The 19,471-nt window shown below is 66.0% G+C and carries 17 protein-coding genes; 10 read left to right on the top strand and 7 right to left on the bottom strand.

What is annotated here, in order from left to right; translation table 11 throughout:
- Positions 1 to 5 precede the first annotated feature (5 nt).
- From DWV00_RS20450 to DWV00_RS20430, 5 genes are all read left to right on the top strand, one after another.
- Positions 6 to 698, top strand: a complete 693-nt coding sequence (locus tag DWV00_RS20450; RefSeq protein WP_115535429.1) for a HutD/Ves family protein — start codon at positions 6 to 8, stop codon at positions 696 to 698.
- Positions 699 to 723: 25 nt separating this feature from the next.
- Complete coding sequence (hutI, locus tag DWV00_RS20445) at positions 724 to 1,962, top strand: imidazolonepropionase (RefSeq protein ID WP_115535566.1); 1,239 nt, start codon at positions 724 to 726, stop codon at positions 1,960 to 1,962.
- Between the two features lie 20 nt (positions 1,963 to 1,982).
- The gene (locus DWV00_RS20440; protein ID WP_115535428.1) at positions 1,983 to 3,374 is read left to right on the top strand and encodes a formimidoylglutamate deiminase; all 1,392 of its coding nucleotides are present in this window, start codon (positions 1,983 to 1,985) and stop codon (positions 3,372 to 3,374) included.
- 73 nt (positions 3,375 to 3,447) lie between these two features.
- A complete protein-coding gene (hutG, locus tag DWV00_RS20435) occupies positions 3,448 to 4,263 on the top strand; it encodes an N-formylglutamate deformylase (RefSeq protein WP_115535427.1) in 816 nt (271 codons plus the stop codon).
- 186 nt (positions 4,264 to 4,449) lie between these two features.
- On the top strand, positions 4,450 to 4,755 hold the full coding sequence (locus DWV00_RS20430; protein WP_115535426.1) for a HigA family addiction module antitoxin: 306 nt from the start codon (positions 4,450 to 4,452) through the stop codon (positions 4,753 to 4,755).
- A 53-nt stretch (positions 4,756 to 4,808) separates the two neighbouring features.
- On the opposite strand, the gene DWV00_RS20425 is transcribed toward DWV00_RS20430, so the two are convergent.
- A complete protein-coding gene (locus DWV00_RS20425; protein ID WP_115535425.1) occupies positions 4,809 to 5,660 on the bottom strand; it encodes a LysR substrate-binding domain-containing protein in 852 nt (283 codons plus the stop codon).
- 135 nt (positions 5,661 to 5,795) lie between these two features.
- Here DWV00_RS20425 and DWV00_RS20420 point away from each other — a divergent pair, with 135 nt between their 5' ends.
- Positions 5,796 to 7,022 carry an aspartate aminotransferase type Ic gene (locus DWV00_RS20420; RefSeq protein ID WP_115535424.1) on the top strand — a complete coding sequence of 409 codons (1,227 nt, stop codon included), beginning with the start codon at positions 5,796 to 5,798 and terminating at the stop codon, positions 7,020 to 7,022.
- Between the two features lie 35 nt (positions 7,023 to 7,057).
- Here the strand turns inward: DWV00_RS20420 and DWV00_RS20415 are convergent, their stop codons facing one another.
- Positions 7,058 to 7,621, bottom strand: a complete 564-nt coding sequence (locus tag DWV00_RS20415; protein ID WP_115535423.1) for a hypothetical protein — start codon at positions 7,619 to 7,621, stop codon at positions 7,058 to 7,060.
- 107 nt (positions 7,622 to 7,728) lie between these two features.
- On the opposite strand from DWV00_RS20415, the gene DWV00_RS20410 reads away from it, so the two are divergent.
- Together DWV00_RS20410 and DWV00_RS20405 are read left to right on the top strand one after the other, a co-directional pair.
- Positions 7,729 to 8,628, top strand: coding sequence for a helix-turn-helix transcriptional regulator (locus tag DWV00_RS20410; protein WP_115535564.1), 900 nt, complete (start codon positions 7,729 to 7,731; stop codon positions 8,626 to 8,628).
- 59 nt (positions 8,629 to 8,687) lie between these two features.
- On the top strand, positions 8,688 to 10,589 hold the full coding sequence (locus DWV00_RS20405) for a DUF3857 domain-containing transglutaminase family protein (RefSeq protein ID WP_115535565.1): 1,902 nt from the start codon (positions 8,688 to 8,690) through the stop codon (positions 10,587 to 10,589).
- A 213-nt stretch (positions 10,590 to 10,802) separates the two neighbouring features.
- On the opposite strand, the gene DWV00_RS20400 is transcribed toward DWV00_RS20405, so the two are convergent.
- Positions 10,803 to 11,453, bottom strand: a complete 651-nt coding sequence (locus tag DWV00_RS20400) for a glutathione S-transferase family protein (protein WP_115535422.1) — start codon at positions 11,451 to 11,453, stop codon at positions 10,803 to 10,805.
- Between the two features lie 203 nt (positions 11,454 to 11,656).
- Between DWV00_RS20400 and DWV00_RS20395 the strand changes: the two genes are divergently transcribed.
- Positions 11,657 to 12,586 (top strand): LysR substrate-binding domain-containing protein, encoded by a 930-nt coding sequence (locus DWV00_RS20395; protein ID WP_115535421.1) that lies wholly within the window; start codon positions 11,657 to 11,659, stop codon positions 12,584 to 12,586.
- Between the two features lie 77 nt (positions 12,587 to 12,663).
- Here DWV00_RS20395 and DWV00_RS20390 read toward each other — a convergent pair whose 3' ends face one another.
- The 3 genes from DWV00_RS20390 to DWV00_RS20380 form a co-directional block, all read right to left on the bottom strand.
- Entirely contained in the window at positions 12,664 to 13,179 is a 516-nt protein-coding gene (locus DWV00_RS20390) for a hypothetical protein (RefSeq protein WP_147297949.1), read from the bottom strand.
- Between the two features lie 287 nt (positions 13,180 to 13,466).
- Complete coding sequence (locus tag DWV00_RS20385; RefSeq protein WP_115535419.1) at positions 13,467 to 14,645, bottom strand: NAD(P)/FAD-dependent oxidoreductase; 1,179 nt, start codon at positions 14,643 to 14,645, stop codon at positions 13,467 to 13,469.
- A gap of 111 nt (positions 14,646 to 14,756) precedes the next feature.
- Positions 14,757 to 15,905, bottom strand: coding sequence for a branched-chain amino acid ABC transporter substrate-binding protein (locus DWV00_RS20380; RefSeq protein WP_115535563.1), 1,149 nt, complete (start codon positions 15,903 to 15,905; stop codon positions 14,757 to 14,759).
- A 548-nt stretch (positions 15,906 to 16,453) separates the two neighbouring features.
- On the opposite strand from DWV00_RS20380, the gene DWV00_RS20375 reads away from it, so the two are divergent.
- Positions 16,454 to 18,262 (top strand): methyl-accepting chemotaxis protein, encoded by a 1,809-nt coding sequence (locus DWV00_RS20375; protein WP_115535418.1) that lies wholly within the window; start codon positions 16,454 to 16,456, stop codon positions 18,260 to 18,262.
- A gap of 5 nt (positions 18,263 to 18,267) precedes the next feature.
- Here the strand turns inward: DWV00_RS20375 and pdxY are convergent, their stop codons facing one another.
- Positions 18,268 to 19,122, bottom strand: coding sequence for a pyridoxal kinase PdxY (gene pdxY / locus DWV00_RS20370; protein ID WP_115535417.1), 855 nt, complete (start codon positions 19,120 to 19,122; stop codon positions 18,268 to 18,270).
- Positions 19,123 to 19,471 lie beyond the last annotated feature (349 nt).

Here is a 19,471-nt window from a genome sequence, read left to right as displayed (position 1 = left end):
CACGCATGACTACGCAATCGCAGGCGGCGCGGCTGGCCGCCGCCCACGATTCGCCGGCCGCGCATGCCGCGCGCGCGCCGTCGCGGATCGTGCGTGCAAGCGCGCTGACCGCGACGCCTTGGAAGAACGGCGGCGGCGTGACGCGCGAGATCGCCGCGTATCCGGTGGGGGCGAGCCTCGACACGTTCGTCTGGCGCGTCAGTGTGGCCGACGTCGAGCGGGCGGGACCGTTTTCGAAGTTTCCGGGCATCGATCGGACGCTGGTCCTGCTGGCCGGCGCGGGGATGCATTTGTCCGAGGCCCATGGTGTCACGCATGCGCTGATGGAGCCGCTCTCCGTTGCGCGATTCGACGGCGAAGCGGCGCTCGATGCGCAACTCGTCGACGGTGCCACGCGCGACTTCAACGTGATGGTGCGGCGCGAACGCGCGAGCGCCACGGTGCAGGTATGGCAGGGCGCGGGCACGCACACGCTCGATGCGGATGTCGCGCTCGTGTTTTGCGCGCGCGCATCGCTCGACGTGCGCGTCGACGTAAAGAGCAAAGGTATCGGTCAAGGTCATGCAACCGTGCCGCCGGCAAAGGCGGCGGCGACGCTCGCCGAGATGGATACGCTTGTGCTCGACGCGCCGCGTTCGCTGGTATGCGAAGTGACGGGCGACGGTGCCGCGCTGGCCGTGCTCGTGCATTACGCGTGACCTTCGCATGACTTTCGAGACCATCATGAGCGACCTGGTTTGGCAGCATTTGAATCTTTGTCCGACGGGCGATCCCGGCGAATCGATCGCCGATGCCGCGCTGGCCGTGCGAGACGGCAAGATCGTATGGCTCGGCGCCGCGCGCGAGCTGCCGCGCGAGTTCGATACTTGGCCTCGCAAGGACCTCGACGGCGCATGGGTCACGCCGAGTCTCGTCGATTGCCACACGCACCTCGTATTCGGCGGTCATCGCGCCGACGAGTTCGCGCTGCGCCTCGCCGGTGCGAGCTATGAAGAGATCGCGCAACGCGGCGGGGGCATCGTATCGACGGTGCGCGCGACGCGGGCGGCCGACGAGGAGACGTTGATCGCGTCGGCCGCGGCGCGTCTCGAGCCACTCGTCGCCGAAGGGGTAGGGGCGATCGAGATCAAGTCGGGCTATGGTCTCGATCTGGCGAGCGAGCGCAAGATGTTGCGCGTGGCGCGCGCGCTTGGGCGCCTCTATCCCGTCTCCGTCTACACGACGTTTCTCGGCGCCCACGCGTTGCCGCCCGAATTCGCCGGCCGGGCCGATGCCTATATCGACGAAGTGTGCGAAACGATGCTGCCGACGCTGGCCGACGAAGGGCTCGTCGATGCGGTCGACGTCTTTTGCGAGCGCATCGGTTTTACCGTGGCGCAGAGCGAACGCGTGTTCGAGGCGGCGCAGCGCTTGCGTTTGCCCGTGAAGATCCATGCCGAGCAGTTGAGCCTGTCCGGCGGGACGGCCCTGGCCGCGCGCTATCGCGCCTTGTCGGCCGATCACATCGAGTTTCTCGACGAGGCCGGCGTGCAGGCGATGAAGGAGGCGGGGACCGTTGCGGTGCTGCTGCCGGGCGCCTACTACTTCATCCGCGAAACGCAGTTGCCGCCGATCGAATTGCTGCGCCGCCACGGCGTGCCGATCGCGCTTGCGACGGACTGCAATCCCGGTACCTCGCCGGCCACGTCGCTGCTGTCGATGCTCAATCTGGGCTGCACGCTGTTTCGAATGACCGTGCCGGAGGCGCTGCTGGGCGTCACGCGCCATGCGGCGCGCGCGCTGGGCCGCGGCGAGCGGCACGGCGAGCTGGCAACGGGCCGGCAGGCCGATTTCGTCGTCTGGCGGGTCGACACCTTGGCCGAGCTCGCATACTGGATCGGCCGCCCGCTTGTCGCACGGGTCGTTCGCTCCGGCTCGACAGTCTATGCCGCCCCCTTGTTACAACAAAGGAACGCGAAGTGACACAAAACGTGACAGTGACAGTGACGAACGAACGCCTCGCATTGTTCGCGGCGCACGCCTACCTGCCGCAGGGATGGCGGCGCGATGTCCTGCTCGAATGGAACGGCGAGGGCCTCCTTTCAGCCGTCACGCCCGATGCGGCGGCGCCCGAGGGCGTTCCGCGTGCGAGCGGGCCGATCGTGCCTGGGATGCCGAACCTGCACTCGCACGCGTTTCAGCGCGCGATGGCGGGGCTCGCCGAGTATCGTGCGCAGGCGAGCGACAACTTTTGGAGCTGGCGCGACCTGATGTATCGATTCGCGGCGCGCATCACGCCGGAGCGGCTCGAGGCGATTGCGCGCTGGCTCTACGTCGAGATGCTCAAGGCCGGGTATACATCCGTCTGCGAGTTTCACTACGTGCACCACGCGCAGGACGGCAGCGGCTATGGGAACGCGGCGGAACTCGGGCAGCGCGCAGTCGATGCCGCGTCGCAAGCCGGCATCGGGATGACGATGCTGCCTGTGCTCTATCAGTACAGCGGTTTCGGCCGGCGCGAGCCGCGCCCCGATCAGCGCCGCTTCATCAATACGCCCGAATCGCTGCTCGACCTGCTGCTGACGCTGCGTCGCGCGCGGCCCGAGCACGGCGCGTTGACCTACGGCGTGGCGCCGCATTCGTTGCGCGCCGTATCGCAGGCGTCGCTGCAAGCGCTGGTCCAAGGGCTCGACGCCCACCTGCCGGGGGCGCCGATCCATCTCCATATCGCCGAGCAGACGGGCGAAGTGGAGGAATGCCTCGCCGCCACCGGGGCGCGGCCCGTCGCTTGGCTGCTCGAGCATTTCGACGTGAACGCGCGCTGGTGCCTCGTGCATGCGACGCACGTCGACGAGGCCGAGACGGCTGCGTTGGCGGCGAGCGGCGCCGTGGCCGGGCTGTGCCCGACGACGGAGGCCAATCTCGGCGACGGCCTCTTTCCCGCGCGCCGATACCTCGATGCGAACGGGTGCATCGGCGTGGGGTCGGACAGCCACATCGCCGTCGATTGGCGCGCGGAGTTGCGGTTGCTCGAATACGGGCAGCGCCTGGCACAGCGGCAGCGCAACGTACTTGCTTCCGAGGCGCGGCCGCAAGTGGCCGAGCGGCTGTTCGACGCGGCCCTGGCGGGCGGTGCGCGGGCAAGCGCGCGCGCCGTCGGTGCGCTGGCGCCGGGGTGCCGCGCCGACTGGCTCGTCCTTGACGGCGCGCATCCGAGCGTCGATGGGCGAGAGCCCGACGATTGGCTCGCCGGTCTCGTATTTTGCGAACACGGCGGCTCGCCGATCGCCGAAGTGCACACGGGCGGACGCTGCGTGGTGCGCGACGGCCGGCACGAAGACGAAGCGCGCGCCTACGCCGCTTATCGCGAAGCCGTCGCGCATCTGCGGACGTGACGGCGGGCGCGCCTGACGCGATGCGCAACGCGCGTTAAGCTTGAAGCTGTTTCGATCCCCAACCGGTACCTTCATGAACGCTACGCTCGAACCCGCCGTGTTTTCCGTCCGGCCCGGCACGCTGCCGCTGTTGATTTCGATGCCCCACGTCGGCACTCACGTTCCCGGCGACATCGCGGCGACGATGACCGAGGCCGCGCGCCATGTCGACGACTGCGATTGGCATCTCGAACGCCTGTACGATTTCGCGGCTCGGCGCGGTGCTTCCTTGCTCGTGCCGTCGCACGCACGCTACGTCGTCGATCTGAATCGTCCGCCCGACAATGCGAACCTTTATCCGGGGCAGGACACGACGGGCCTGCTGCCGATCGATACGTTCGACAAAGCGCCGCTTTACCACCCCGGCGGCGAACCGACGGATGCCGAAGTGGCGCGTCGCGTTTCACGGTACTGGCAGCCGTACCACGATGCGCTGGCAAGCACATTGGCCGAGCTCAAGGCACGGCACGGCGCGGTGCTGCTATGGGAGGCGCACTCGATTCGCTCGCACGTTCCGCGCTTTTTCGAAGGGCGCTTGCCCGATTTCAATTTCGGCACGGCGGGCGGGACGAGCGCGGCGCCCGGGATGGCCGAGGCGCTGGCCGAATGCGCGACGCGTCATGGCGGCGGCTATACGGCTGTCGCGAACGGGCGCTTCAAGGGCGGTTACATCACCCGCCAGTACGGCCGGCCGGAGCAGGGCATCCATGCCGTGCAACTCGAGTTGTCGCAGATCACGTATATGCAGGAGACGCGGCCCTACGCCTATGACGAGGCGCTGGCGTCACGTATCGAGCCCTTGCTCGAAGCGCTGATGGACGAGGCCCTGGGGCGCCTGCCGGGCGCCTGACCGGATCGGGGATATCGCTCGTATCTCGGATCGCCGGCCGCACGGGCCTGGCTGCTGCCCAACGGGCCCGCGTGAAGCTTAACGGCCGCCTTCTGTCAACGTGCCGGATGCCGCGGTGATGCGCGCCGTAGACAACCGGCACTTGTCGATTGACGGAGCGACGCTTCGCCGCTATGGTTTCGGCCCATGGCCGATACCGACAACATTCATCCGGGCGCCGTCGTGCGCCAGCTCTGCCTAGAGCGACACAACCTGACCGTGACTGAAGGGGCGGCGGTGCTCGGCGTGAGCCGTCAGGCGCTGACGAATCTGCTCAGCGGCAAGGCGGGCATCTCGCCCGAAATGGCGTTGCGGCTGGACAAAGCGTTCGGCGGCGGTGCGGAGACCTGGCTCCAACGGCAGCTGGTGCACGACCTCGCCAAGGCGCGTAAGCGGCTGGACGAACTCGACGTCGTTTCGATGGCGCAGCAACGTCAGCGCGCGTTGTTTTGACGCTTGATTGGAATTTTCGAATGTGCGAATTTGCCGATTTGCGCGGCGCCGCTTCAAATGCTCAATTCTTCCAAGATCTGCTCGGCGAGAAAGTCGCACTCGGGGCGCTTCGAGCGCGCGCTACGCGCGAGCACGATCTCGAGCGGCGCCAGCGCGGGCAGACCCTGCGCGCGCCCTAGCTCGACGAACCGCTCGGGCATGGCGCAGCGCGCGACGGGGGCCACGGCCAGCCCGGCTTCGACCATGCTGAACAGGCCGAGCAGGCTCGGGCTTTCGTAAGAGGTTCGGTAGGCAATCCGCGCGCGCTTGAGCGCGCGAATCGCATTGTCTCTGGCCACGCTCCCTGCCGCGAACACCGCGATCGGCAGCGGTCGCTCGCGCCAGACGGCGGCGCCGCGCGGAGCGCCGGCCCAGACGAGCGGCTCCAGCCGCACGCGTTCGCCGCGTACCCCTTGCACGCGCGTCATGCAGGCCAGATCGACCTGGTTCTCGCTCACCATCGGCGCGAGCGCATGGCTGGGCAGGCCGATGACCTGGATTTCCACCTTAGGGTAGGTCGCCGAGAACTTGCGCAACACGGGCGGCAGCAGCGACGACGCGTAATCGTCGGGCACGCCTATCACGACGCGCCCCTTCACGTCCGGATGCACGAGCGCGGCCCAGGCTTCGTCGCGCAGCGCGAGCATGCGCCGGGCGTAATCGGCGAGCACGAGGCCTTCGTGCGTCGGCACGACGCTGCGTGCGCGCCGCTCGAAGATCGGCTTGCCGAGCGCTTGCTCGAGGGCCTTGATCTGCATGCTCACCGCCGACTGCGAACGATGGACGAGGGCCGCGCCGCGCACGAAACTGCCTGCGTCGGCGATAGCGACGACCATCGACAGGACGTCCAAATCGAGTGTTTTCATGGGCGGCTTAGTTCAGTTCAGCGATCAGAAAATCTGAAGACGGCGTTCAATATAACGCGTTTGTCTGAAGGCACACGAGCCGGCATACTCGATTGCGTCGGGTCCATGCGGCCCAGTCCCAAAAGAAGACGAACGATGACGATGACCTACGACGCGTTCAAGGCGCAGGGCCTTTCGATCGACATGACGCGCGGCAAGCCTGCCGCCGAGCAACTCGATCTTTCGCAGGCGTTGATCGATGACGTGGGGCGCGCGGGGTTCCTGTCGCGCGACGGGATCGATTGCCGCAACTACGGTCACGTGCTCGGCTTGCCCGAAGCGCGCGAACTCGGTGCGCAATTGCTCGGGCTGCCCGCAACTCAAGTCGTCGCGGCCGGCAATTCGAGTCTCGAACTCATGCATGACGCGCTCGCGTTCGCGATGCTGCATGGCACGGTGCAAAGCGGGCCCTGGGGGCGCGCCGGCGAGGTGGCATTTCTGTGTCCGGTGCCCGGCTACGACCGTCATTTCGCGATTTGCGAAGCCCTCGGCATCCGCATGATCGCCGTTCCGATGAACGACGACGGCCCCGACATGGAGCGTGTCGAATCGCTCGTCGCGGCGGACCCGGCGATCAAGGGCATCTGGTGTACGCCGCTCTACAGCAATCCCACGGGCGCGATCTATTCGAGGGAGACGGTGCGCCGTCTGGCGGGCATGCCCGCGGCGGCGCCCGATTTTCGGCTGCTCTGGGACGACGCCTACCGTTTCCATCATCTGACGGACGAGCGCTATACGACGCCGGACATCGTGGCGGCCTGTGCCGAAGCCGGCCATCACGATCGCGCGCTCGTGTTCGCGTCGACGTCGAAGGTGACGTTCGGGAGCGCGGGGCTCGCGTTGTTTGCCTCGTCGCCGCGCAACGTCGACTGGTGGCAGCGTTGCGTGTCGGTCCGCACGATCGGGCCCGACAAGCTGAACCAATTGCGGCATGTGCACTATCTGCGCGACCGCGCGGGGCTCGAGCGGCTCATGGACCGCCACCGCGCGATCCTGCAGCCGAAATTCGAGGTGCTTGACGCTTCGCTGCACGCTTTGCTCGGCGACGTGTCCGATGTGTCGTGGACGAAGCCGAAAGGCGGCTACTTCGTCAGCTTGTTCACGCCCGACGGCATGGCGAAGCGCACGGTCGAACTCGCGGCGCAAGCGGGCGTCGTGCTGACGCCGGCCGGTGCCGCGTTTCCGTACCGCGTCGATCCGCGCGACCGGCATTTGCGCATCGCGCCGAGCTGCCCGAACACGGTACAGATCGAGCAGGCGGCAATGGCCATCGCACTGTCGCTGCGCCGGGCATTGGACGAGGGCGCGCGGCAGGCGCGGTGAGGTAGTGGCGCAGTCACGCAGTCACGCGGTGGGGCCTAGCCCGCAGCCATGCGCGTCGCGATGAATTCGCCTTCGAGACGCCAGGTCTTGCCGTCGGCGTCGAGTGCTTCTCCGATCCATTGAAAGCGGTTCACGCCGATATCGGTGAAGCGCCACCGCGTGGCCTGGCCGTCGGCGCGCGCGCCCGTCTGGACGATCTCTTCGCCGATCCGCCGGCCGATCTGCATTTCGCGGTGGCCGCGCGCCGGATTGTTCCATGCGATGCGCCAAGCTCGCAGCGCCGGGTCCCACGCCCGCAGCGTGGAGCCGTACATGTCGTTCATCGGATCGCGTGCCATGCGGCCCGCGCGTCGATCCTCGCGAACGGGCATAATCCATACATCCTGTACCGCCCGTCCTTCGAGCACCCAGCCGGCGTGCACCTCCCCGGCCAGGTTCTCGTTGCGCACGTCGTACCCGCGATAGTGCAGCACCTGCAGCGACCAACTGCCGACCAGCCAGCCGTAGACATCGTCGGCTTCGTCGATATCGGCTGCGCGGCCAGGGGCTGCAAGGGCGGATAGGAAGGCTTGGGGCGTGTAGCTTTCGATAGGGCTCATCGTCGATTTCCTCAGTGAAACGTCCTCAGCGAAACGCTGTCGCGCGGCATTCGCTCGGCGGCGCATCGAACGGTCCGATCACGATAGGGCGTTCAGCGAGGCGAATCTTGGCAAAAATTGCGCTGGATCTGGAGCGCGCGCTCGCAATGCGCGCCCGCGACGCGGCGGCCGGGGCAACCGAGCCGCGCACCGTCGCGCAGGGCCGAGGCTGGACGGTGGCCGACGTGCTCTGCACGTGCGGCCCCGGCGATCGCGCGTTCGAGGAGCGCCACGGGGCGTACTGCATTGCGCTCGTCGCGGCCGGCGTATTCGAATACCGATCGGAAACGGGGCGTGCGCTGATGACGCCCGGCGCAGTGATGCTCGGCAATGCCGGAGAATGCTTCGAATGCGGCCACCGGCATCGTGCCGGCGATCGCTGCATCGCGTTTCGCTATCGGCCTGAGTACTTCGAACGCTTATATGCCGATGCGGGCGGCACCGGCCGCGCACCTTCGTTCTGCGCGGCGCGCATCGAGCCCTCGCGGGCGTTGGCGCCGTTCGTCGCGGCCGCGAGTGCGGGCGTGACCGTTCCCGATTTGGCCGGCTTAGCCTGGGACGAGGTGGCGCTCGCTTTGGCCGTGCGCGTCATGCCGTTCACGGGCGGCGCGCCGGCGTCCGACGCGAAGCCCGTTGCACACGCCGCGTTGGCGCGCGTCGTCGATACGGTGCGAAGGATCGAGGAAGCCCCGGATGTCGAACTCGGCTTGGACACGCTGGCCGACGAGGCGGGGCTCAGCCCTTATCACTTCTTGCGTACCTTCGAGCGCGCAACCGGCGTGACGCCGCACCAGTACATCCTTCGCGCGCGGCTGCGTGCGGCCGCCGAGCGACTGGCCGATGCACCGGGCAAGATCGTCGACGTCGCGCTCGATTGCGGCTTCGCCGATCTATCGAATTTCAATCGTGCATTTCGGGCCGAATTCGGCGTAACGCCGCGTGCCTACCGCGCGCGTTGGCAGCCGTGACGATCGGTAGGAATGCGAAACGACCCGGTCGCGGTCGCTGCGCGATCGCCGTGCGTCTCGTGGCGAGCCTACTCGTATGGGTATCGGCGCCGATATCGGTATCGGTCTGCGCCGCCGCGCAAGCGGACGCGACGGCTCATCCCGCACCCGCGGAGGCTCAGTCTCAGGCGTCCGACCCGGCGCCGGCCACGATCGAATCCGATGTCCATGATTTCACGGTAGCGCACGACGGCTCCGTCGTCGAGAACGACGAGACGACGCTGCGTGCCAATACCGTTGCCGGCGTCGACGATATCGCGCAGCGCTACGTGTGGTTCAACAAGGACATCGAACGGATCGACTCGTTGTCCGCCGAATCGATCGATCCGCAAGGCGGCGTGCATCCGGTCGGCCCCGACGCGATCCGCGATGTGCAAGAGCCCCGCGCGGCCGGTGCCCCGACGTTCGAGGATGGGGTATTGCGCACGGTCATCTTTCCGGGCATCGAACCGGGCTGGCGCGAGCACCTGACGTTTCGCAAATCGCGCAAGGCAGCGCAGCCGGGAATGTTCGAATACTTCGCTGTGCCCGCCAGCGACCCCGTGCGCGAGCAACGGCTCGTCTTCGACCTGCCGGCCGATATGCCGCTTTACGCCGATGCGCGCGGGTATGTCGCGCGCGAACCTGTCACGGATCATGGGCGCACGCGCTACGAGTTCGATTATCGGCATGGCCCGTACGCGCCCGCCGAACATGGCGCTGTCGGGGAAGCGGACGAGGGCGATCGGTTGATGGTGACGACGGTGCCGAGCTATGCGGCGTTCGCCGCAAGGTATCGTGAGGATGCCGCCGATCCGACGGCGAGCGATCCCGATGTCGTCGCGCTGGCCCAGGCGCTGACGCGCGATGCGCCCGACGACTGGACGAAGGCCGCGCGGCTTTACGATTGGACGCGCTCGAACATCCGGTACGTGGCGCTGTTTCTTGGCGAGACGGCCGCCAAGCCGCATCGTGTCATCGACGTGCTGCGCCACCGCTACGGCGATTGCAAGGACCATGTGGCACTGTACAGCGCGCTGCTCGCGGCGGTGGGCATTCGCAGCGAGCCCGCGCTGATCGGCCTCGGTTCCGTCTACACGCTGCCGGCCGTGCCCGGATACGGCGCGGGAGCGATCAATCACGTCATCGTCTGGATTCCCGGGCTGGGCCGGTTTGCCGATACGACTTCTGGCGGCGGCATCGCGTTCGGTTTTCTGCCGCCGAGCGTCATGGACCGGCCTGCGCTGCTCGTTGGCCAAGGCGTGCTGACGCGCACGCCGGCCACGCAAGTGCGCACGCGAGAGGCCCGGGTCGATGTCGACATCGACGAAAGCGGCGATGCGAGTTACGGCTATCGCGTGGTGGACGGCGGCTTCACCGCGGAACTCGAGCGCAACGTCTTTCGCCGGGCGACGCACGCGCGCGCCACAGAAATCGCCAATGAGCGGCTACGGGGAACGGGACTGCACGGCACGGCTTCGATCGAGACCGACGACGTCGATGCAACGAGCGGCCCGTTCGGCGTCACGATGACGGGCACGCTCGAGCATGTCATCTGGACCGACGGCATGACGGCGCTGCCGGCCTTGTCGAGTTTCGCGGGCGGTATCGCTTCGCAGATCGGCAACTGGCTGGCCGATGCCACGCGGACGCAATCGTACGTTTGCATCGGCGGGACCTTCGTGGAGCACGGGACCGTGACGTTGCCGCATGACGCGAAGCTCGTCTACACGCCTTCGGACGTCGCGATCGATGCCGGGCCGATCGACTACGCGGCACGGTACGTGTTCGATCCGGTTTCACGCGTCGTTCAGATATCGCGCAGGTTGCGGGCCGACTTCGGGAAGCAAGTTTGCAGTCCTGACGACTTCAATGCGATGCGCGACACGCTCGTGCGTATCGAACGCGATACGTCGGCGCAGATTATCGTGCAGGGGCGTTAGGCGTGAGCGGCGTCCGGCGCGACTGTCAGCTTGATGTCAAGTGCCCACTCGCGAGATCTGGTACGGGCCGTCCGGCAGGTTGAACGTGTTCGTGCCGAAGCGCGTGTCGGGCACGTCTTGCGGCTCGAGCACGGCGCCTTCGGCGGCCGCGGAAAAAGCCGCCGGGCTTTCGCCGAGCAGCCTGAAATGTTCCTACGAAACCATGCACCTTTACTACTCGATCGCGATGCCCTCGCGTGCGAGTACGCGTCTGACTGCCGGACGCTCGAGCATCCGCGCGCTCAGCGATGTCCACGCCGGGCATTGCGCGCGCATCGGCATGCCGATCTTCGCGCCCCATCCATAAAGCACGAACAAGAACGGATCGACGACCGAATAGCCGCTCGGGACAGCCCACGCGCGTCCGTCGCCGAGCATGTGCTCGATCTTCTTGTACGCCTCTTGCACGACGCGGCGGCCGTTCGCGCGCAGCGCTTCATGCGCCGAGGGATCCTCAGCGCTGAATCGTTCCGGCCGCCAGATTCCTCCGTAGCCCACGCCGTGTACCCACCCGGCGAGCCACGCCAACCATTCGAACACGCGAGCCTCGTCGATCGCGCTCGTCTGCGGCAAGAGTCCGGCTTCAGGGTGTCGCTTCGCGAGAAACGCAAGAATTGCCGGCAACTCCGTGAGGATTTGCGGCTCGCCCGAAATTTCGAGCACGGGCACGAACCCCTTGGGGTTGATCGCGAGGTAGCTGGCTTGGCGATTTTCGGCGCGTGCGACGGACACCTCGTGCAACGCGAACGGTGCGCCGATTTCTTCGAGCACGACATGCACGGCCATCGAACAAGCACCGGGCGAGTAATAGAGTCGATAGTCCATATAGCGAGTGAAGTGAAGAGAAGAGAAGGGAACGGATGAGCGGGGCACAACCCAACGACGTAACGGATTGCGTCGCGTCCCCGGAGCGCCGCTCGACTTGGCCAACGCGGTTCGATTCCGATGGCAGCGAAGTCTAGCGACCGACCTCGCGCGGACACAAACGATGAATTGTCGAGATCAGACATTAGTGGTACTAATGGTCGATGCAAAAGCGCTCCCATCTCCCACCGCTCCAGACATTGCGTGCCTTCGAGACCGCCGTGCGTCTGGAAAGCTTCACGCGCGCAGCCGACGAACTCGCCTTGACGCAAGGCGCGGTCAGTCAGCATGTGCGCGCATTGGAGGCCCGACTCGGGATGTCGCTCTTTACGCGTGAGCGTTCCGGCGCGGTGCCCACGCGCAAGGCCCACGAGTTGGCGCTACAGATTCGGCAAGGCTTGAACGTGCTCGAGCGCGCGTTCGAAGCACCTGAGGCGCGAAATACCGCGCGCACCCGCGCTCGTCCGCGCGAATCGGTTCAATTGACGGTGAGCGTGCTGCCGCCGTTTGCCGAGCGATGGCTCGAGCCTCGTCTCGCACGCTTCGAACGGAAACATCCGCATATCGAGCTGGCGCTGCGCAAGGAAACGACGCTCGCGCGGTTGAACGCGCGCGACGGCGTGGACGTGGCGCTGCGCTACGGTCCCGGCGCATGGCCGGGCTTGCAGGCCGAGCGTTTCATGGAGGAGGAGATCTTTCCGGTGATGAGCCCCGGCTACGGTGACCGTGTGCGTTCTCGGCCTAGGCGGTTTGCGGATCTCGCGCAATGCACGTTGCTCAAGCATCGGGCCCAGCCCTGGGAGCCTTGGTTTCAGGCGGTCGGAATCGACCTGACGGAGCCGCGCGGCACGCCGGTGTTCGACGATGCCAGGCGATTGCTCGAAGCCGCGGCCAAGGGCCGGGGAATCGCACTCGCGCGCGCATCGCTCGTGGAGCGTGACTTGAGCGACGGGCGTCTCGTGCGTCTTTGGAAGCGCCGCGTCGCCGACATCTACGCGCACTTCATCGTTTGGCGTGCGGATAGCGAGAAGCGCGAAGCCATCGACGCGTTACGCCGATGGTTGCACGACGAAGTAGCCCGGCGCGCGCGCTGATCGTTCGGCTCGTAGGCTGGGCTCCGGCTATTGCGCTAGTCGCACCCATCGCATCGATCGCATCGGCCGCGACACGATCAACCCCGCCGTGCGACGGCGATCTGTTCGAGGTGTAGCGCGACCCTATCCTCGAGCCTGTCCGCGCCGCCGGGCGACGGCGACTGCGGCGGCGCCAATTCGAGCCGCTCGCGCGCCATCCCCTCCGGGCCGTTGTCTTGAGGCAGGAAGTCTTGCAGCGCTTGGGCGACGTCTTGCTGTCCGGGCTGGAGCGATTTCAGTACCGAATCGAACCCGCCCAACGGCGCGGGCGCGTCTTTGTCGTTCGCCATCGTCTGGGCGACATTGGTTTCCAATTGCGCGGCCACTTGCGCCTTCGCCTCGCTGTAGCGCGGGTCGTTGACATTCACGGTCGTGCTGCCGGTGTCGGCCATGTAATAGGCGTCCACCGCGCTCGTCAGACTCGAGATCAACTGCGAGCGCGCGGTCCCGGTCGACACGGCATTCGGCTGACTCGCCGCCGCCGTGCTGTACGTTTGCAGCGCTTGGTAAGCGGCGTTGACGGCCGCCGTCGGCGTGACAGGCTGTTGGGGCATGCCGCCCCCATCCATTGCGATCCGCATTGCGATGTTCTCCTCGTGCGACGACACGAACCATGACAGCCTATATCGTGAACGAGGTCGGACCGCTGCGTTCGCATGTTTTCCGTAAATGCGGCGTGAGAAACCGGCAGCCGCGCGGCTAAATCGAAGAAGGCACTACGAAACGCCGGCTTGCGGAGCCGATGCCGATCGTCGTCGGAGGCGCGGGACGGCTGCCGGAAAATCGGGCGATATGACATCGCCCGGTTTGGGGGCCGGGCGATGACCGAGCGTGCGGCGCGCTAAACGACGTTGCGTTCGACGACGGGACGGTTTTCCAGCACGCGCTCGAAGCCGAGCGGCGACAGGTCGAGCGAGACGAAGCGGCCGTTCAGGATCAACTCCGCCACGCCGCGCCCCGTCGCGGGGCCTTGCTGCAGGCCGTGGCCGCTGAACCCGTTCGCGAAGATGCAGTTCTCGATGTCGGGGTGGTAGCCGATGATCGCGTTGTGATCGAATACGTTGTACTCGTAGTAGCCCGACCAAGCATGTTCGACGCGCAGCGCTTCGAATTGCGGCACGCGATGCGCGAGCGTCGGCCAGATCACATCGTCGAACAGAGCGTGATCGACTTCGTCGAGCGGTAGATCGTCCGGATCGCGATCGGGGCTTGGCGACGTCCCGCAGATGTACGTCTTCCCTTCGGGGCGGAAATAAACGCCGGTCGGATCGATGAGCAGCGGGCAGCGTTCGAGCTTGGCCGGCGAACTCACGTTGAAGATGCTGCGCCGGCGCGCGTAGACGGGCAGATCGATGCCGAGCATGTCCGCGACGTGCCGCGCCCAAGCGCCCGCCGCGTTTACCATCACGTCGCATTCGAGCGCATCGCCGGCCGCGGTCAGCACGTGCGTCACGCGCCGGCCTTCGCGCCGCACGCCGGTTGCATCGGTCGCGACGTAGCGCGCGCCGAGCGACTGCGCCTTCTTGCGCAATGCCTGCACGAGCCCATAGCCGTCGAACCAGCCTTCGCCCGAGACGCCATACGTTCCGGCCACGAGATCTTCCGAGTTCAGCCACGGAAACGTCGCTTGCAATTCGCCTTGCGGCAAATAACGGATCTGCGCGCCGAGCGACGTCTGCAGCGCGTGGTTTTCGCGCAAGATCGACTCGCCGGCCGGCGTGGCGAGAAAGAGGTAGCCGCCTTCATGCAGATCGATCGACGGCGCTTCGCCGCCGACGGCCAGCCGCTCGCCGATCGAGCGTAGAAACTCGATCCCGTAGAGCGACATTTGCACGGACAGGGGCGTCGAAAACTGTTGGCGGATCGACGCGGCCGACAGTGCCGAGGAGGCGCGCGCGTAGCTCGGGTCGCGCTCGAGCACGGTGACTTCGACGCTCGGGTCGGCGCTGCGCAGAAAGTAAGCCACGGCGCTGCCGATGACACCGCCGCCCACGACCACGACCTTCGAAACCGAAACCATTAGGACTCCAAAACGAATTGCGAATATCTTTTGCAAAAAGGCACGGCGCCCTAGGGCGCCGCGCCGCATGGCTCGATCGAGCCCGCGGGCAAATGCCCGCGCGGGATTCGATCAGGAGCCGCCCTTCGTCACGACCGTCACGAACTGGCCTTTCTTGACTTGGTACATCGTCGACGAGCCATTCTTCAGCGAGCCGTCGGCGTTGAACGCGATATGGCCCGTGATGCCGTCGAAGCTGATGCTTTGCAGCTTCGGACGGTAGTCGTCGGGCTTCGTCGATCCGGCCGCCTGCATGGCCTTGATCGCCGCCCATGCAGCGTCATAGCCGAACGGCGCATACGAGAGCACATCGACGCCGAACTTCTGCTTGAAGCGCTCCGCGAACTTCGAACCGACCGGCGTGCTGTCGAGCGGACGTCCGTATTCCCACGCCATCGCACCTTCGGCGCTGTCGCCCGCGAGCTTGATGAAGTCGACATCCTTCACGCCGCCGCCGCCGACGAACTGCGCCTTGATGCCGAGCTGCGTCATCTGCTTCATGATGCCCGCGGCTTGCGGATTGAGCGCGCCCACGAAGATGAGGTCGGGGTTCTTGGCCTTGATGTTCGTGAGTTGGGTCTTGAAGTCCGTCGCCTGATTCGTCGTGTACTCGCGATCGACGATGCTGCCGCCGTGTGCCTTGACCGCCTTCACGAACTCGTCCGCTTCGCCCTGGCCGAACGCCGTGCGGTCGTCGATCACGGCAATATGCTTGGCCTTCGTCGTCTCGACGGCGTACACGCCCGCGGTGCCGGCGTTTTGCGCGTCGCTCGAAATCACCATGAAGATGTTCTTGAAGCCGCGCCCGCTGATGGTCGGATTGGTTGCCGCCGGGTCGATGTCGGGAATGCCGGCCTTCTCGTAGAGCTCGGAAGCGGGGATCGTCGTGCCGGAGTTGAAATGGCCGACGACGACCGATACGCCTTCGTCCACGAGTTTTTGCGCGACTTGAACGCCGACGCGCGGGTCGGCTTGGTCGTCTTCCGAGACGAGTTCGAACGAAACCGGCTGACCGTTGATCTTGACGCCTTGAGCCTTGGCGTCGTCGAGCGCCATCTTCACGCCGTCTTCCAAGTCTTTGCCGTAATTCGCATTAGGGCCGGTGAGCGGAGCGGCAAAACCGATTTTCACGACGGTGTCCGCGCGAGAGGCGAGCGGCGCCAGCGCGAGAAATGCTCCAACTGCAACTGCGATAGGGGTGAGGGTCTTCGCAAAACGCATGTTGTTTCCTTTGTCGGCAAGCATGAATTCACTGCTGTGGCGTGCATGCCGGCTTCGCGCCTTGGCTAGGCGCTTGGCGCCATGGCTAGGCGCTTGGCGCCATGGGTGCGGCGGCCGGTGCACGGCTCTTGTTCGTTCTCACTGCGTGTGGCAGTCACCTCCTGCAGGGCGTGTGTTGATCGAACCGCTCGACGTGAGAAACGCCGCTGCGATCATTCTGAGCGACTATAGAAAGCCAATATCGCTCCGTCTTGACCTCTTGCGACGGTTCCTATGCGCATTTCGGCACAGCCGGGCCGGCCGAATCAATCGGGACTAACACGCCCGATCGCCTATCGGTATTTGTCCTATTCGTAGCATTTATTGCAGTGCAGCGCGCAATTCGAATTGAATCGCACTCCGAACATTCCCTAGGGGCCTGAACGTCAAGTTTGCAATGCGGCATGCCGTTTACCTGTGCGCGGGATCACGAGTCCTCGCAGCTACTCGCAGCTACTCGCAGCTACTCGCAGCTACTCGCAGCTAATTCGTATGAAGGAAATTCCTGAATGTTTGCGTCAATTCGCACGCGCGTACTCGCAGCGTGTCTTGCCATCGTCGTCGGTTCTTTGGTCGTCAATGCAGCACTGAACTTCTTCGTAGTCGATTCCCACGAAAACGACTCCATCAACAACAACCTCATCGCGCTCGCGAACGGACACGACGCCGGCATCGGCGAGTGGGTCGCGTCGAAGACGGCGGCCGTCGCGGCGCTGCAGGACGTCACGCTGAATGCGGCCACGGCGGATCCGATTCCGACCTTCAAGCAGATCATGGCCTCGGGCGGTTTCGTCAACGTCTATGCGGGCTATGCCGATAAAACGGCCAAATTCGGCGATCCGACCGGTGTGCCGCCGACCTACGATCCCACGGCGCGCCCGTGGTACAAGCAGGCCGAGGCGGCCGGCAAGCCCGTGGTGACGGCGCCGTACGTCGACGCGGGGTCGGGCAAGCTCGTGGTCACGTTCGCCGTGCCGATCGTTCGCGACGGTTCGCTCAAGGCCGTCGTGGCCGGCGACGTCAACATGGACAGCGTGATCGCGAACGTGAAGTCGATCCATCCCACGCCGGCGAGCTTCGGCTTGCTCGTCGACGGGGCCGGCGACATCGTCGCGCATCCCGACTCGAAGCTCACGCTCAAACCGATTTCCGCCCTGATGCCGGACATGACGGCCGCGACGGTCAATTCGCTGGCGAGCGCCTCCGCGCCGCTCGACACGCAGGCCGACGGCCACGCTGTCTTGCTGCGCGGCATGAACGTGCCGGGCACCGATTGGACCGTGATCGTCGCGCTCGACGAAGGCGAAGCGAAGGCCGGCATCCGTTCGTTCCTGACGACGTCGGCCATCGCGCTCGTCCTGATCGTCGTGCTCGCGGCGGCCATCGTGTCGGCCGTCACCTCGAAGGCGTTCAAGCGTTTGTCGCTCGTGCGCGACGCGATGGATGCGATCGGTTCGGGCACCGGCGATTTGACTCAGCGTTTGCCGGCCGACGGCCGCGACGAAGTCGCGCAGATCGCGCGCTCGTTCAACCGTTTCGTCGACAAGCTGCGTGACGTGATGCGGCAGATTCGCGATACGAGCGAATCGGTGCGCACGGCCGCCGACGAAATCGCCGCGGGCAACCTCGATTTGTCGGGCCGCACGGAATCGGCGGCGGCGAGCCTGCAGGAAACGGCGGCTTCGATGGAGGAGATCACGTCGACCGTCACGCACTCGGCCAGTTCGGCGCGGCAGGCCAACGATATGGCGGCGTCGGCCTCGACCGTCGCTTCGCGCGGCGGGCAGGTCGTCTCCGAAGTCGTCGCGACGATGGGTACCATCGAATCGGCCTCGGGCAAGATCGGCGACATCATCGGCGTGATCGACGGGATCGCGTTCCAGACGAACATCCTCGCGCTGAACGCGGCCGTCGAGGCGGCGCGCGCCGGCGAGCAGGGCCGCGGCTTCGCGGTGGTGGCCGGCGAGGTGCGCAGCTTGGCCCAGCGCAGCGCGCAAGCCGCCAAGGAGATCAAGTCGCTGATCGAATCGACGATCGACAGCGTCTCGTCGGGATCGAGCCAGGTCAGGCGCGCGGGCGACACGATGACGGAGATCGTGTCGAACGTGTCGAGCGTGACGACCATCATGTCGGGGATCACGCACGCCGCCGACGAGCAGACGCGCGGGATTCAGGAAGTCAATCGTGCCGTCGCGCAGCTCGACGAGATGGTTCAGCAGAACGCGGCGCTGGTGGAGGAATCGGCGGCCGCGGCGGCGGCCCTGCAGACGCAGGCGGTCAATCTTGCCGCCGCGGTGGGGCAGTTCAGGCTCGATTGAGTTGTCTAGGTGGGGGCGCCGATCGCCCAGGCGCCGAGCCATTCGCGCGGCTTGGCGATGTCGTCTTGGGCGGCGATGAGTTCGAGTTCGTAGCGGCCCGCGGCGTAGGTCGCCTTCAAGACGGCATGCACAGCCGAGACGGCATGCTCGAACGCGGTGCGCAGCGGGTCGCCGGCCAGCCGGCGGGCCACGAACGTCGCGCTCGTCAGCTCGCCGACGCCGACCGGCTGACGCGCGAACGGATAGCGCGGATGCTGCGTCATCCAGGCCTCGCGCTCGGTGACGACGAGCAGGTTGACGCGGTCGGCCGGGCTGTTGCGATCGACGAGCTGCTTCACGAGCACGACCTGCGGGCCGCTGCGGATGATTTCACGGCAAGCGTGCACCGCTTCGTCGACCGTTTCGATCGTGCGCCCAACGAGCTTTTGCAGCGTATCGTGGGTAGGGGAGAGCCCGTCGGCCAGCGCGGGCATCGTCTCGAGCAGGTACTCGTCGACGCTCGCACCGGCGCCCGCGCCGATGACGGGCGTGCAAAAGTGCCAGGCTTCGGGGTTGGTCGCCTTCACGGCGCGCACGATGTCCATGACGGCTTGCGCATGGGCCTTGGAGCCGAGATAGCCCGAAACGATCGCGTCGCAGCGCCTGAGCATGCCGATCGCGCCGATCCCCTCGACAAGTTCGGCCATCTGCGGCGGATCGATCGCGCTGCCGGCCCAATGGCCGTATTGCATGTGGTTCGAGAACTGCATGGTGTCGAGCGGCCAGACGTTGATGCCCAGCCGCTGCATCGGAAAGACGGCTGCGCTGTTGCCCGCATGGCCGAATACGACGTGCGGTTGAATGCTCAAGACGTTTTTCATGATGAGTGTGCCCGCATGAAGCGCCCCTGGCTCGAACCGGCGCTGCAACCGGTTCCGGCGATACGACGCCCCGCAGCGCGGCGTCTTGGTGAAATCTCGATATTTGCAAGATACATGAGTTGTTGCGTCGCGTCATCGGGCGCCGCCGGCAATTGCGCATCCGGGTGCCCGCGGCGCCAGGTGCGGTTCCGGGAAATGGCCCCGAAATACGAAATTGACGAGAAGAAGGCTCGGCGTTGCTTATGCCCGACGAAATGGCGGTGCCCGGAGTGGGCTTTAAGCGATTTCCGGCACGCACTGATACAATTGCCCGTTTCCAAAGATTACAAAGCGCTCTGACGGCTTCTCC

The organism is Trinickia dinghuensis, assembly GCF_003367175.1.
In the GTDB taxonomy this organism is placed as follows: Bacteria; Pseudomonadota; Gammaproteobacteria; order Burkholderiales; family Burkholderiaceae; genus Trinickia; species Trinickia dinghuensis.
Note: the sequence above shows the minus strand (reverse complement) of the source record. Positions and strands in the feature narration are given on the sequence as shown.

Bases quoted from the DNA above. Each gene is read 5' to 3' on its own strand.
- DWV00_RS20400 (WP_115535422.1), bottom strand. From the start codon at position 11,453: ATGGACTATCGACTCTATTACTCGCCCGGTGCTTGTTCGATGGCCGTG.
- DWV00_RS20430 (WP_115535426.1), top strand. From the start codon at position 4,450: ATGGCCGATACCGACAACATTCATCCGGGCGCCGTCGTGCGCCAGCTC.
- DWV00_RS20425 (WP_115535425.1), bottom strand. From the start codon at position 5,660: ATGAAAACACTCGATTTGGACGTCCTGTCGATGGTCGTCGCTATCGCC.
- DWV00_RS20385 (WP_115535419.1), bottom strand. From the start codon at position 14,645: ATGGTTTCGGTTTCGAAGGTCGTGGTCGTGGGCGGCGGTGTCATCGGC.
- DWV00_RS20420 (WP_115535424.1), top strand. From the start codon at position 5,796: ATGACGATGACCTACGACGCGTTCAAGGCGCAGGGCCTTTCGATCGAC.
- hutG (WP_115535427.1), top strand. From the start codon at position 3,448: ATGAACGCTACGCTCGAACCCGCCGTGTTTTCCGTCCGGCCCGGCACG.
- pdxY (WP_115535417.1), bottom strand. From the start codon at position 19,122: ATGAAAAACGTCTTGAGCATTCAACCGCACGTCGTATTCGGCCATGCG.
- DWV00_RS20395 (WP_115535421.1), top strand. From the start codon at position 11,657: ATGCAAAAGCGCTCCCATCTCCCACCGCTCCAGACATTGCGTGCCTTC.
- hutI (WP_115535566.1), top strand. From the start codon at position 724: ATGAGCGACCTGGTTTGGCAGCATTTGAATCTTTGTCCGACGGGCGAT.
- DWV00_RS20375 (WP_115535418.1), top strand. From the start codon at position 16,454: ATGTTTGCGTCAATTCGCACGCGCGTACTCGCAGCGTGTCTTGCCATC.
- DWV00_RS20380 (WP_115535563.1), bottom strand. From the start codon at position 15,905: ATGCGTTTTGCGAAGACCCTCACCCCTATCGCAGTTGCAGTTGGAGCA.
- DWV00_RS20450 (WP_115535429.1), top strand. From the start codon at position 6: ATGACTACGCAATCGCAGGCGGCGCGGCTGGCCGCCGCCCACGATTCG.
- DWV00_RS20390 (WP_147297949.1), bottom strand. From the start codon at position 13,179: ATGCCCCAACAGCCTGTCACGCCGACGGCGGCCGTCAACGCCGCTTAC.
- DWV00_RS20415 (WP_115535423.1), bottom strand. From the start codon at position 7,621: ATGAGCCCTATCGAAAGCTACACGCCCCAAGCCTTCCTATCCGCCCTT.